Origin of the sequence: Calothrix sp. FACHB-168, assembly GCF_963889195.1 — a bacterium.
Taxonomy (GTDB): domain Bacteria; phylum Cyanobacteriota; class Cyanobacteriia; order Cyanobacteriales; family Nostocaceae; genus Aulosira; species Aulosira anomala_A.
Genome location: NZ_CAWPNJ010000001.1, coordinates 170,645 through 184,156 on the forward strand (window position 1 = coordinate 170,645; position 13,512 = coordinate 184,156).

General features: G+C 41.9%; 13 protein-coding genes and 1 pseudogene. 5 read left to right on the top strand and 9 right to left on the bottom strand.

Going from position 1 to position 13,512, the window contains the following annotated elements:
* Window positions 1-256: 256 nt before the first annotated feature.
* On the bottom strand, window positions 257-1,498 hold the full coding sequence (gene trpB / locus AACW45_RS00700; RefSeq protein ID WP_190626667.1) for a tryptophan synthase subunit beta: 1,242 nt from the start codon (window positions 1,496-1,498) through the stop codon (window positions 257-259).
* Window positions 1,499-1,800: 302 nt separating this feature from the next.
* On the opposite strand from trpB, the gene AACW45_RS00705 reads away from it, so the two are divergent.
* Both AACW45_RS00705 and AACW45_RS00710 read left to right on the top strand, forming a co-directional pair.
* Window positions 1,801-2,142 carry a translation initiation factor gene (locus tag AACW45_RS00705; RefSeq protein WP_190538356.1) on the top strand — a complete coding sequence of 114 codons (342 nt, stop codon included), beginning with the start codon at window positions 1,801-1,803 and terminating at the stop codon, window positions 2,140-2,142.
* Between the two features lie 221 nt (window positions 2,143-2,363).
* Complete coding sequence (locus AACW45_RS00710; protein WP_190626670.1) at window positions 2,364-2,522, top strand: YqaE/Pmp3 family membrane protein; 159 nt, start codon at window positions 2,364-2,366, stop codon at window positions 2,520-2,522.
* A gap of 368 nt (window positions 2,523-2,890) precedes the next feature.
* Here the strand turns inward: AACW45_RS00710 and AACW45_RS00715 are convergent, their stop codons facing one another.
* Window positions 2,891-3,382: a hypothetical protein gene (locus AACW45_RS00715; RefSeq protein ID WP_190626673.1), complete on the bottom strand. Its 492-nt coding sequence runs from the start codon at window positions 3,380-3,382 to the stop codon at window positions 2,891-2,893.
* Window positions 3,383-3,793: 411 nt separating this feature from the next.
* On the opposite strand from AACW45_RS00715, the gene AACW45_RS00720 reads away from it, so the two are divergent.
* A complete protein-coding gene (locus AACW45_RS00720) occupies window positions 3,794-5,449 on the top strand; it encodes a mechanosensitive ion channel (RefSeq protein WP_190626675.1) in 1,656 nt (551 codons plus the stop codon).
* A gap of 137 nt (window positions 5,450-5,586) precedes the next feature.
* Here AACW45_RS00720 and AACW45_RS00725 read toward each other — a convergent pair whose 3' ends face one another.
* On the bottom strand, window positions 5,587-6,735 hold the full coding sequence (locus AACW45_RS00725) for an AI-2E family transporter (RefSeq protein ID WP_190626677.1): 1,149 nt from the start codon (window positions 6,733-6,735) through the stop codon (window positions 5,587-5,589).
* Window positions 6,736-6,827: 92 nt separating this feature from the next.
* Window positions 6,828-7,019 (bottom strand): hypothetical protein, encoded by a 192-nt coding sequence (locus AACW45_RS00730; RefSeq protein ID WP_190626679.1) that lies wholly within the window; start codon window positions 7,017-7,019, stop codon window positions 6,828-6,830.
* A 234-nt stretch (window positions 7,020-7,253) separates the two neighbouring features.
* Between AACW45_RS00730 and ftsH the strand changes: the two genes are divergently transcribed.
* Window positions 7,254-9,191 (top strand): ATP-dependent zinc metalloprotease FtsH, encoded by a 1,938-nt coding sequence (ftsH, locus tag AACW45_RS00735; RefSeq protein WP_190626682.1) that lies wholly within the window; start codon window positions 7,254-7,256, stop codon window positions 9,189-9,191.
* 347 nt (window positions 9,192-9,538) lie between these two features.
* Here the strand turns inward: ftsH and AACW45_RS00740 are convergent, their stop codons facing one another.
* The 4 genes and pseudogenes from AACW45_RS00740 to AACW45_RS38365 form a co-directional block, all read right to left on the bottom strand.
* A complete protein-coding gene (locus AACW45_RS00740; protein WP_242045445.1) occupies window positions 9,539-9,742 on the bottom strand; it encodes a type II toxin-antitoxin system RelE family toxin in 204 nt (67 codons plus the stop codon).
* A gap of 61 nt (window positions 9,743-9,803) precedes the next feature.
* Window positions 9,804-10,010 (bottom strand): hypothetical protein, encoded by a 207-nt coding sequence (locus tag AACW45_RS00745; RefSeq protein WP_190626684.1) that lies wholly within the window; start codon window positions 10,008-10,010, stop codon window positions 9,804-9,806.
* A 366-nt stretch (window positions 10,011-10,376) separates the two neighbouring features.
* Window positions 10,377-10,577 (bottom strand): annotated as a pseudogene (locus tag AACW45_RS00750) (SWIM zinc finger family protein); the annotation flags it as partial.
* Between the two features lie 420 nt (window positions 10,578-10,997).
* Window positions 10,998-12,704: a GUN4 domain-containing protein gene (locus AACW45_RS38365; protein WP_190626687.1), complete on the bottom strand. Its 1,707-nt coding sequence runs from the start codon at window positions 12,702-12,704 to the stop codon at window positions 10,998-11,000.
* A 408-nt stretch (window positions 12,705-13,112) separates the two neighbouring features.
* Between AACW45_RS38365 and AACW45_RS00765 the strand changes: the two genes are divergently transcribed.
* Window positions 13,113-13,238: a hypothetical protein gene (locus AACW45_RS00765; protein ID WP_339385070.1), complete on the top strand. Its 126-nt coding sequence runs from the start codon at window positions 13,113-13,115 to the stop codon at window positions 13,236-13,238.
* An 18-nt stretch (window positions 13,239-13,256) separates the two neighbouring features.
* On the opposite strand, the gene AACW45_RS00770 is transcribed toward AACW45_RS00765, so the two are convergent.
* Window positions 13,257-13,502, bottom strand: a complete 246-nt coding sequence (locus AACW45_RS00770) for a hypothetical protein (RefSeq protein WP_190626689.1) — start codon at window positions 13,500-13,502, stop codon at window positions 13,257-13,259.
* Between the last annotated feature and the right edge of the window lie 10 nt (window positions 13,503-13,512).

Sequence of the window (13,512 nt, forward strand, 5' to 3'; positions counted from 1 at the left end):
GCTTGACAGAAATTGCTGTAATAAATTTGAAGAGAAATGTTCTTTTTATATTATTTTAATAATTTAAAATTCAGTATTTATTGGTAGTTAATTAACAGTAAAAAAGACAACACGGATATTTTTGGCAATTTATAAAGTGAAATTATATGAGCGATCGCGTCCCCAATAGCTAAAAATAGTCAGCAAGAGGGCACGGGAACCTTTTGCCCCATGCCCAATACTTCGACTTCGCTCAGTACAAGTGCCCAATGCCCAACTATGCAGGATTTAAGAACTTGGCGACAGTTTGCACATCTTTATCACCGCGTCCGGAGCAGTTAATGATAATTCGCGGGCTACCAGTGAGTTGCGGACAGAGAGTTTCCAGGTAGGCGATCGCGTGGGATGTTTCCAAAGCTGGGATAATGCCTTCTAGACGCGATAATTTTTGGAAGGCGGCTAAAGCTTCGGCATCTGTCACACTGTAATATTCAGCGCGTTGTGTATCTTTCAAATAGCTGTGTTCTGGCCCCACACCGGGATAATCTAACCCCGCACTAATTGAGTGAGCTTCAATTACTTGTCCATCCCCATCTTGCAGCAAATAGCTCATAGCTCCGTGCAATACACCAACTTGTCCTTTTGTCAAGGTAGCGGCATGTTTATTAGTGTCTACACCTTCTCCGGCTGCTTCAATGCCAATTAAGCGCACCGAAGACTCATTGATAAACTCATAAAATAATCCCATTGCATTGGAACCGCCACCAACACAAGCCATGAGAATATCTGGCAACCCGCCCCATTTTTCTTGAGCTTGAGCGCGAGTTTCTTGACCAATTACAGCATGGAAATCACGTACCATCATGGGGTAGGGATGGGGGCCTGCAACTGAACCGAGAATATAGTGAGTGGTTTCTACATTTGTCACCCAATCGCGAATCGCCTCAGAAGTGGCATCTTTGAGGGTTCCGGTTCCTGCCGATACCGGACGCACTTCTGCGCCCATTAATTTCATGCGGAATACATTTAAAGATTGACGTTCCATATCGTGAACGCCCATATAAATAATGCATTCCAAGCCAAAACGAGCGCAAACTGTGGCTGTAGCTACACCATGTTGTCCAGCACCAGTTTCGGCAATAATTCTTTTTTTGCCCATGCGCTTTGCTAGCAGCACTTGACCTAAGGCATTATTAATTTTATGTGCGCCAGTGTGGTTTAAGTCTTCCCGCTTTAAATAAATTTGCGGCCCCGTACCATCTGGACGCGCATAATGAGCAGTTAGGCGTTCTGCAAAATACAACGGTGTAGCACGCCCTACATAGTCTCGCAGCAGTTGTTGTAGTTCGTTAAGAAACTCCGGATCGTGGCGATATTGCTGATAAGCTGCTTCTAATTCAGCCAGCGCAGGCATCAGTGTTTCCGGGACGTACTTACCGCCAAAGCGTCCAAAGCGTCCTTGTGTATCGGGAACAGAAGCAGTAGATGGGGTACTTGGAGAAATGGGAGTGGTAGTCACGGACTGATCTCTACGATGGGACGAACTTTATTATAGAAAAGTCTGGGCTGTATAGGATAAGAAAGAAGTGCGATCGCTCGTGGCTAATCTGACTACTCCCCAGTGTATTTTGAATTTACTAGGACTTACGCAGTGTCAGATATTTTTCATGCTTTTTGTCAATGGTCAATAGTCAATAGTCCAAAAACATGAATTTTGACCATTGACTTTTGACTTTTGACCACCCTTGTGAGGGTTTTTGTGTTTGGTGCGTAAGTCCTATTTACTTGATTCTTAACTTTTGATTAAAATTTCTAACTTCTATGTCTTCTGGCAACTCTTCTGATAAACATTTCGTCTATCGCGAATTTGGGGGTGATAACTCACCTGCTGTAGAAAGACCGATTGCGGAATTACCACCGCAACAGCAAAATCTAAAAGTGCAAGCAACCCGCAAGGGACGTAAAGGTAAAACTGTCACGGTAATTAGTGGTTTTCAGTCCAAACCCGAAACCTTGAATGATTTGGTCAAACAATTAAAAACTCAGTGCGGTACAGGCGGTACTGTTAAGGACAATGAAATTGAAATTCAAGGCGATCATAAACAGAAAATTGTGGAGATTTTAACCAAGCTAGGTTATAAAGCAAAAATCAGTGGTGGCTAGTCAGGAAATTTTCTGGAAATCAGTAGTTAGGGCTTGAAGATGACTATAAATGCAGCAGAAAGGAAATGAGAAAAAAATTTACCATCTCCTTCTCGAAAACATTATATAGTTCGCTTAAATCAAGCTTAATTACTTGAGAGTAAGACTGAGCCAAACATCTGATTTTATCTTCAAGAGGTTCAATGTAAATCGGTTCGCTATTAAAATTACAGGAGGTTTATATGGATTTAGTGCGGATTCTAGCAGCAATTTTTCTTCCACCTTTAGGGGTATTCTTGCAAGTAGGGATTGGCAAAGATTTTTGGATAAATATTATCTTGACATTTTTTGGCTATCTGCCGGGAATTATTCACGCTGTATGGGTAATTGCTAAGAAATAATTCTGCACATAGTCAGGTGTCAGTGCGATCGCTAATTTCAGAGTTAAGAGCGATCGCACTTTAACTTAAGTTATACCAATTAGAAAAAAGAATGCGACAGATTGTAGGGGCACTGGCACTGCCATGCCCTCTAGAATATTTTGATGTGTCGCAAAGATTATTTGAATTGGTATTAAACTATCATCTCTAAAAATAAGAATATTGACAAAATAATGGCGTTGCTGTTGAACCATCAATTAGCAACGCCAAAATAATTGAATTTTTGCTAAATTCTGCCAAATACCATTTCAAATGGCGTAAAAGTCCAGAATACAATTCTGTTGACTGTTGACTGTTGACTGTTGACTGTTGACTTCTGCTTTGCAGTACTAACGGGATGTTTGATTTGTGGCTGGTTTCGCACGTTCCTGCTGGTACAATTTAACAACTTTCTGTACATAGGTAGCAGTGAAGCCACTATTACAGCCTGTGTATTGACCAGTCATCCACCAACAAGCTACGCCATTTACCGCCCCTATTTCATTATTGTTACGGGCGCGCAATTGCTGGTTTAACTCGCGGCGCGCGATACAGGAAACAATTTGGCGGGCTATTTCTGGGCTATTTTCAAACTGTGTTGGTGTAATCTCTTTTTTCAAACAAGTTCTAGCCCAACCTTTGAGGGTTTCTGGTTTAACTTGCCATTGACTATAAAGTCCATCGTTTTGGGAGCCAGTTTGGGGTGCGGCTTGTCGCAACGCTTCTACCATTGCTGCAACTTGCTCGTTAGCAGCCTGCTGTTGTGCTTGCACTAACATTGGCGACAGTCCTACGCTGACAACCACTCCGCTAAGTATGAATCTTATGAAGTTATTTTTCATGACTTTGGACTTGATTTTTAAAGGCCAAGCACCAGCATACTACGTATTTATACTTCTTAATAATTGCTTAATTAGCAGTAAATCTCAGCTTTCAGCAGAAATAAAGCAGTAGATGACAATTTTTGACTATTTAGTTATTTGTATTAATTTTGGCTATCAGTACTTATATAAGTCTTTGTTTTCTCTTATTTGTCGAAAAGTCGAAAAACCCAGCATTGCTATGTCTTTAGGGTTAACTCATCTTGAATGTTAAAAATTAGTCTGGATAAAAGTAGTAAATATATTTTTACTGGTAAATTGTTAGGCAAAATGCCCGTAAACTTACGGGAATGCCGGATTGTGCCGCACAATCCACGCCAGAAGTAGTTTAAATACTCTGGCTTAACAATTAACTTTTAATTGCGAAAAACGATGAACGCAAATTGGCTGGAAATAACCCAGGTAATAGAAAGTGGTTTGTCGATGAGGGTGCAGCAATTTTTAGCACAATCACCAACTCTACCACCAACGGAACAACCAGCTGTTAGCCAGGGAATTACTGATTTACAAGGTCTGGTCAACCCGATAATTCAGTTTATGCCCAAAGTGCTGGCGGCTGTATTAATTTTGTTAATTGGTTGGTTGCTGGCGGCGATAGTAGCGACAGCAACGCGAAAAGTTTTGAATCGCACGAACATCGATAACCGCATCGCCTCTGGTGTAACAGGTCGAGAAGATGTTCCCCAAGTGGAACAATTAATCTCTGGCTTAGTTTTTTGGAGTATTATTCTGTTGACGGTGGTAGCTGTCTTACAAGTTCTCGGACTGGAAGTAGCTTCACGACCGTTGAATAATTCCCTCGATCAACTGGTAGGCTATTTACCTAAGTTAGTGGGTACAGCGATTCTTTTGGGTATCGCTTGGGTAGTGGCTACGCTGGTTAAGGTGTTGACATTGCGCGGACTTCAAGTACTCAGGTTAGATGAACGCTTGAATGAGGAAGCAGAAGATAGCACATCTGGCTTTGCGCAGTTGTCAGCTAGTGAAACCATTGCTAATGCGCTGTACTGGTTCATCTTTTTATTATTTCTCGTTCCCGTTCTCGATACTTTAGGGCTAAGGGAAGCGTTACAACCAGTAAAAGCGCTGATTACCGAAATTCTGTCAATTCTGCCGAATATTTTAGCAGCCACCTTAATTGCGGCTGTGGGCTGGTTTTTGGCGAATATCGTGCGGCGCGTCATTAGCAATTTGTTAAGCGCCACAGGAATTGACCATTTAGGTAGTCGATTTGGGATCTCGCCAACAGTAGGAGTTCAACCCCTATCGAATATTGTTGGCACAATTGTCTACATTTTAATTTTGATTCCCGTCGCGATCGCAGCTCTCAATGCTTTGAAAATTGAGGCGATATCTGTGCCCGCGATCGCTATGTTACAGCAGATCCTCAATGCTTTACCTGCGATATTTTCTGCGATCGCACTTCTGATTCTCGGTTATTTCTTAGGGCGGTTTGTTGGCGATTTAGTCACGAGTATCCTGACTAGCTTTGGTTTTAACAACATATTTGCCGTACTGGGTTTACCATCGCCAAGACCAACAGCAGTTTACACTGAAACTGGCGCACCCGTATCTACACCAAGCCGTACCCCATCAGAAATTGTGGGGATTGTGGTTTTAGTCGGGATTATGCTGTTTGCCACAGTTGCAGCAGTAAATATTTTAAATATTGCTGCCCTAACAGCGTTAGTATCGGGAATTCTGATTATATTTGGGCGGATTCTCTCAGGATTAGTAGTATTTGGCATTGGTTTATTTTTAGCCAACCTAGCATTTAGCATTATTGCTAGTTCCGAGAGTTCCCAAGCCAGGATTTTAGGTCAAGTAGCGCGGATTTCTATTATTACCTTAGTATCCGCAATGGCACTGCGACAAATTGGGATAGCGAGCGATATTGTGAATTTAGCATTTGGCTTGTTGCTAGGTGCGATCGCTGTAGCTATTGCCCTAGCTTTTGGACTTGGTGGACGGGATGTTGCCCGCGAACAAGTTAGAGAATGGTTAGATTCTTTTAAAAGCAAAAGCTAGGTAAATCGGCATGGGGCATTGGGCATGGGGCATTGGGCATTGGGCATTGGGCAAAGACGCGATGAATCGCGTCTCTACAATATTCATTTGTCCCTGCACACTGAGCGAAGTCGAAGTGTGCTCCCTGCCCCTCTGCCTTATTCGTCGCGCTGAACTGCATCATCAACTGGCTGTTCGCGATCGCTCTGGGAATTCTCTCCATTCCAAGGATCGTCTGATTTGCCAGAACTAGAGACTATGACTAATTCCGCTTCTTGTTGATGACTCGGCCCCCATTCATCTAAAACATCTTTAACTAAAACTTCTTGTAACCAAATTTTGGCAACGACTGTTAAAGGTAGAGCTAGAAATAATCCTAAAAACCCAAAGAACGTCACAAAAAATAATTGCGAAATTAATGTCACGGCTGGCAATAATGAAACTTGATGCGCCATGACAACTGGTGTAATAAAATTACTTTCCGCCTGTTGAATCACAAAGTAGAGAATCAAGACAGCAACGGCTTTCCAAGGTGCGTCTAAAAGCGCGATCGCCATTGCGGGAACTATACTCAATGTCGGGCCTAGGTTGGGTATTAAGTTTAAAAATCCGGCTAATACACCCAAAGCTAATGCAGCCTTAACGCCTAAAGCTGATAAACCAATGAAACTCATCAGCCCAACTACAGCCATCGCAATCAAAGCGCCGACTACCCATCCTTCCAAGGAAGTTTCACACTGATCCAAAATCCCGTCTACTCGCCGCCGATAAAATGAAGGGAAAAGGCGGACAAATAAGCGGCGATAAGCACCAGGATTGGCTAATAACATCCCTGTTAAAACCAGCACCAACAGAATTTTCAGGATAGCTTCTAAGGAACCAGAGACAAAGGCAAAAGAATTTCCGACTAGCTTATTAATGAATGGCTGTGCCTGTTGAATTAAACTATCTAAATCGGGAATATAAGGTATGAGCTGATCGGGAACTTGGGTTTTGAGTTCGTTAAACCAACCATTAAAACGTTCTAAACCTTGGGGAACTCGGTATGTGAGTTCGTGAAACTGAGTCACAAACGGCGGGACAATTACCCGGAAAAAGCCCACAATCAAGGCAAAGAATATTATCACCGAGAGTATAACGGCGAAGCCTCGCTTCATTCCCCAGCTTTGGAAGCATCGCGCTAGGCGATTTAAACTAGTAGCTAATACAACTGCGGCAAACATCAGTAATAAAACTTCTTTGATTTGCCACAATATGTATAAGGAAAGAACTATGGCGATTAAGCCAATCCATTGACCTAAGTTCACAGGCTGACTCCCGACAGTTGGCTAGCTACATTATTCCTGACAATGCAGCTAGGTTAGCCGATTTTAGCAACTGCGGTCTATAGGACGAAGGTTTAATTTTGTTTTTGTGTCTGAAATCGCCAGAATAATGCGATCGCCATAATCACAGGCGGGGACAAAACCATCAATAAAGCTACCGCATCTGTCCCCGGAACCCGCAAACTCGGTGCTGCATATTTAATCAAAAACGACAGCACAGTCGAGAGTACAAATACTTTTAGCAACAATCCCAGCTTATTTTCCATATAAGTTCGGCAATACGCATTTTTCTGTCGGGTATACCCCAATTGGGTTTACGCCATCTAGTTTCTAGAATAGTCCTAACTGCAACAAAACTTTGCAATTAAGGTTACGTTGTTGGGCATTGGGCACAGACGCGATGAATCTTGAGCAGAGACGCGATGAATCGCGTCTCTACAATTGTCCTCCTTCCCTAGCCCCGCCGCTTTACAAAAAAATTTATTTGAGGGTACATCAAAATGCCTGTAGAAACTAATAATAAAAATCAAATGAAGCCTTCGAGATGGCGGCAGTTTGGTGGCAGCTTCTTGATATTAGTAACTTTCTTATTGCTGCTTAACTTAATTGTGCCCAGTTTCTTTGGGCCGAAATTGCCCCAGGTTCCTTATAGTGACTTTATTAGCCAAGTGCAAGCTGGTAAAGTTGAACGGGCGGTAATTGGTGGCGATCGCATTCAATATATGATCAAAACCCAAACCCCCGATGGTAAACCAGCAGAACAGGTATTAAGTACTACACCAGTAGCTATCGACTTGGATTTACCAAAGATTCTCCGGGAGAATAACGTTGAGTTTGCTGCACCACCGCCAGATCAAAATGGTTGGCTGGGAACTTTAATTAGCTGGGTAGCGCCACCTTTAATTTTCTTTGGTATTTGGGCGTTTTTGATGAATCGTCAAGGAGGCGGCCCCGCAGCGTTAACGGTAGGCAAGAGCAAGGCGCGGATTTCATCTGATGGCAGCACAGGTGTGAAATTTACGGATGTGGCTGGTGTCGATGAAGCCAAGGTGGAATTAGAAGAAATTGTTGATTTCTTGAAAAATGCCGACAAATACACCCGCTTAGGGGCGAAAATTCCTAAAGGTGCATTGTTGGTAGGGCCTCCAGGAACAGGTAAGACATTATTAGCCAAAGCGATCGCAGGTGAAGCTGGTGTTCCTTTCTTCAGTATCTCTGGTTCGGAATTCATCGAATTATTCGTTGGTGTCGGTGCGGCGCGGGTTCGTGATTTATTTGAGCAAGCGAAAAAACAAGCACCCTGTATCGTCTTTATTGATGAATTAGACGCCTTGGGTAAATCTCGTGCTGGTGCTGGCGGTTTTGTGGGCGGTAACGATGAACGCGAGCAAACCCTCAACCAGTTACTCACGGAAATGGATGGTTTTGATGCCAATACAGGTGTGATTATTATCGCCGCTACTAACCGTCCCGAAGTCCTCGACCCTGCATTACGTCGTCCTGGACGCTTTGACCGTCAAATTGTCGTGGATCGCCCTGATAAAATCGGTCGAGAAGCGATTCTCAAGGTTCATGCGCGTAACGTTAAATTAGCTGATGATGTTGATTTAGCTACTATCGCTATCCGTACACCAGGGTTTGCCGGGGCAGATTTAGCTAACCTAGTCAACGAAGCCGCACTGCTAGCAGCCCGTCAAAATCGCCAAGCCGTAGTGATGGCAGATTTTAACGAAGCGATTGAGCGCTTAGTGGCTGGTTTAGAGAAACGCTCTCGCGTGTTAAATGAAACTGAGAAAAAGACCGTAGCTTATCATGAAGTTGGTCACGCGATCGTCGGTGCATTAATGCCTGGGGCTGGTAAAGTAGAAAAAATCTCTGTTGTGCCTCGTGGTGTTGGTGCTTTGGGTTATACAATCCAAATGCCAGAAGAAGACCGCTTTTTGATGGTAGAAGACGAAATTCGCGGTAGAATTGCCACTTTATTAGGCGGACGTTCGGCTGAGGAAGTTGTGTTTGGTAAAGTGTCTACTGGTGCGTCTGACGATATCCAAAAAGCGACAGATTTAGCAGAACGAGCAATTACCATTTATGGTATGAGCGATAAACTAGGGCCAGTAGCATTTGAGAAAATTCAACAGCAATTTATCGAAGGCTATGGAAATCCTCGCCGTTCGATTAGTCCCCAAGTTGCAGAGGAAATTGATAGAGAAGTGAAGCAAAGTGTAGATAATGCTCACCACATCGCTTTAAGTATTCTGCAACATAACCGGACATTGCTAGAAGATACTGCACAAGAACTGTTGCAACAAGAGATTTTAGAAGGTGCATCTTTGCGGGAACGTCTCAAGCAAGCTGTCGCACCAGAAGAATTAAATGAATGGTTGCGGACAGGTAAAATCTCAGAAGATAAGCCTTTGTTGCAGACGCTTTTAGTGTAAAGATTTGAGATTGAATTGAAAAAGCGATCGCTGCTTGAGAAGGCGATCGCTTTTTTGTAGGTGAAAAAAAGAGTAAGCGATCGCAACTCGATTTAGATCAGACAAATCAATTGAAATTTAAATCTTGTAGAGACGCGATTTATCGCGTCTGAATCTGAATCAATTAGACAAGAATTGTCCTTGAGTCAGAAGTAAAGTTATCGCAATACTTATTTAGCTTGAGGGTTTTTATTTGATAGAACCATCCAAAAATACTGTAAAAAGCGATCGCTCTTTGAAAAGGCGATCGCTTTTTTGTTTTTACTAAAATTAAAAGATTGAGCAATTTACATAAAAGCTGCTCATAATTAAGGAAAATACCTATAAATATCTTTTCTTTGTAAGACTCGCACAAACACAACTAGATTATCAGAAATTTTTAACCCTATTCTGTAATCTCCCACTCGAATCCGATAATAATCACCATCAGTTTTCAGTTTTTTAATATTACTTACTTCTCCTAGATGTACTGCATTTTCAACTTCTTCAATTATTGTTTGTATTCTTTGCAGTAAAGTTTTATTTTAATTTTGCTCAAATCTTTGGCAAAGCTTTTGCGGAACTCAACAATCATCATTTATTTCCCAAAAGCTTAAAAATTTCCTCTCTGCTAACTAATTCTGTATCTTCACCTTCTTTAATGGCTTTTTCTAGAGCGATATCTTCGATAATTTCTGCTAACAAATCCGAAAATACTTCTTTCTGTTCTTGAATTACTTCGATCAGTGCGCTTTTAAATAATTGCTTAATTTTCTCTTCGTCAAGGTTAAGTTCTGTCATATTATTCCTTTAATCAGGTTTGCAATGATATTAACATGCCTATAGGGCATAGGTTGAAGATATAGATTTGATTGCATTCTCCCACCCATTGTCTATTGCAATACAAAAGCGATCGCAATTCGATAAAATAACAGTAATTCAAAATGGTAGGGGCACTGGCACTGCCATGCCCTCTAGAATATATTGATGTGCCACAAACACTATTTAAATTCGTCTTATCTTGCATACCCAAATATCGCCCGCAGGCTGTAAGCCTGGGGCTAAAGCTACGAAGCCTGCCTTCGCAGGCTTTGTTATATTAGCCGCACCCTTATAGGGTGACGGCGGTATTGTGGAATAAGTGTGAATCGTGAATTCTTCCTGAACTCACATAATATTCTGATTTTTCGTCTTCACTCTCTGATATAACTCTTCCATCGTTTCAATAAACGAATTATCCTTGCGCCAAAAAGCCGGAAAATCTCCCTGCTTCTTCACTAAAATTGCCGATACCCCGCTTTGACTACCTACTTCAATTGTTTGGGGTAATCGCTTCGTTCCTAACCAAAATTCCCTGACGCTTGGCTGTTGTGCAATAGCGACAGATGCGTAGGTTGGGTAGAAGGTCGTGAAACCCAACATATACAAGGCGTTGGGGTGTTGGGTTTCGTTCCTCAACCCAACCTACATTTGTAGCGATCATTCTTCAAATTGGTATAAGAAATATTGACTGCAGGCCAAGCCAGAGAAACGAAATCACTGGGGTAGTCGCTTTTTGCCATCAATGAAGAAGGATGGTAAGTCGAAAAAGTCACCGGGACAGATGAGTTTACCTTGGGATAAGCAAAAAGTAACTGAGAGTACGGAGGTGCTTGAAGTAGCAGAAAAATTTATTCAGGCGAACTGCTATCAGCCCCCAGTGCCAGGTATCGGAAATCTGAAATGTTGATTATACCGTGAATGAGGGGCTTGTAAAAAATCTTTATAAATATCTGAAAGCTTTAAATGTTACACTTTACAAGTCTCGATCCGAGAGAAGACTTGGTGCAATAGTCGACAGTTGTCAAAGTCCAAGTGCGGGTCTTGGTCGATTACTCTCCTCGAAGTGGTCGGGAGGTGTCCCCAAGGGGCAGAGGTATCATAAGTGACTCTTATGTAACTTATCCAGTTGCCATTCACTCTCCATCCTACGCAAGCGCCAAATTTATTCCAGGCTTCTTTGTTATACTCGCCGTCTGGCTTACCGCCAACCCTCAAGTAAATTTCCTTTTGAACGCTGAAGCCAAAGCGCCCATTGCTATATTTTACCCATAAGCTGTCAATCGTGCGGAGGTCGGTACAAGGGAAGTTTAATAATTCTTCAGACTTCAAGTAATCACCTTCTTCCTTATCTAAAGCCTGAATCATCACTCGATATGTTTCCATATCAGCATCTTTCCAGTTCCCTGCTGCTAGCAAGTCGCGCAGTTTGGTATAGTCTACGCCTGTCTCTGAACTGATAAGAATCAAGCAATTATGTATGGCTGCAATATCCTCATCCCGAAGTTTGAGAATTTGCTGTAATCCCTTTAATAACTTACGATTAGTGTCACTTAAATTTGGCTGCTTTTGTAATACCGCAGTCAGTGCTTTTTCATATTTCTGTAAGCTTTCCTGAAACTCACGGAATGGTTTGAGAACTTCATTTTCTATCTTTTTTGCTTCTTCTGAAGTTAACCTTAGTTGTGACTGTCTAATATCTAGAAGAATGCGTGCCAGTTCCGATATTTCACCATCTGTTACACCACCATCTTTTACATATTTCTCAACTTCTTTGCGATACTCTAATTGTGGATCGTCCAATGGTGCTTTAGCTAGACGAATTGTATAACCTTCTTTCACTGGAAAGATTTCTGGCGTCATCGCTGGTTTTTCTTCCTGCACCTTGCGCTTGGCATATTCATGCAGTTCAGCTACGGTAATAAAACCATCGTTGTCACTATCAGCAGATCCTTTTTCAATTCCCTCAACCAAATAGCGGGTGTAAACTCCGCCTAAAGATTGATCTTCAAAGGATTGTTGTGTAGCTGTTGATGAAGTTAGCACGGCTCTACCTTCACCACCTAATTGCTCACGAATTTCATTTTCACCTAATTGCTCACGAATTGATGAAGTTAGCACAGCTCTACCTTCACCACCTAATTGCTCACGAATTTCATTTTCAATTTCACTACCTTCACCACCTAATTGCTCACGAATTTCATTTTTAATACTAAGATTAGCAATATTTTTGGCACTCATCCCCTCAGCAAAAGCACCGCTAAAGCAGCAGTCAAGAATTAACACTTGTCGCTTAGATTTGCTGCGACTCATGTAATTTTTATGGATCAATCTGGCCTCTACGGCTGTAGCAAGTCTAGGTTTACCTTCGGAATTGACTTCAGTATTGCGACTGAGAAAATATAGATTTCCGTCTTCATCTGTATAACCATGTCCAGAAAAATAAAGCAGCACTACGTCATCTTCCTGGCATTTTTCCATAAATAGCTGCTCAATTTCTGAAAGCATAACTTGGGAATCAGGATGAGACAAAAATTTGACCTCATCAAATCCGCCTATCTCTGAATTCTGCAAAACACGTTGCATTGCTGCGATATCTTTGACTACACCAGGTAAGTTATTGATTTTTCGAGACTCATACTCACTCATCCCAATGAGCAATGCATATTTCGCCATTTTGCTTGCTTAGTTCCCTTAAAATACGCAAATTTTCTATGATTTTATATTTTATACCGTATATCTCTAAAAAATTCCATAAAATTGGGATGTTGCAGGTAATATAGCGGTTCTTGTGTGGATGCAATATAGCATAATGCTTATTGGTGTCAAATTAAGTTCAAACGCTTACTCCACAAGCATTTTACCCCACCACTCAATCCACTTTACGGTGTACACAAACCCTATTAATGGCAGGAATATTTCAAATGCTCCTGCTTCGTTCCCATCTCGCCTTGGAATGAATTCCAAGGCTAATAGCTCAAGTCTACTGAAGTAGACTAAACTGTATATTTCAGTCCACTTGAGTGGACTTTGACTATTAGCCTGGAACTTCATGCGAGTATCAAAACGGTAGTAGGGTGGGCAATGCCCACCTTACGAATTCATGTTGGGTTTCGCAAAGCCTCAACCCAACCTACATCTGTAAATGTAGGGTGTGTTGTCGCGCAGCGCAACGCACCGACGCACCATCAAAAATTTAAGGTGCGTTAGCCTACGGCATAACACACCCTACGGACTTTCAATACAAGTTTGAGGTTGTTCAATACAAGTTTGAGGTTGTTCAATACAAGTTTGAGGTTGTTCAATACAAGTTTGAGGTTGTTCAACACAAGTTTGAGGTTGTTCAACACAAGTTTGAGGTTGTTCAACACAAGTTTGAGGTTGTTCAATACAAGTTTGAGGTTGTTCAACACAAGTTTGAGGTTGTTCAATACAAGTTTGACGCCTTTCAATATGAACTTTAACGTAACGCAAAAGTCCCCAC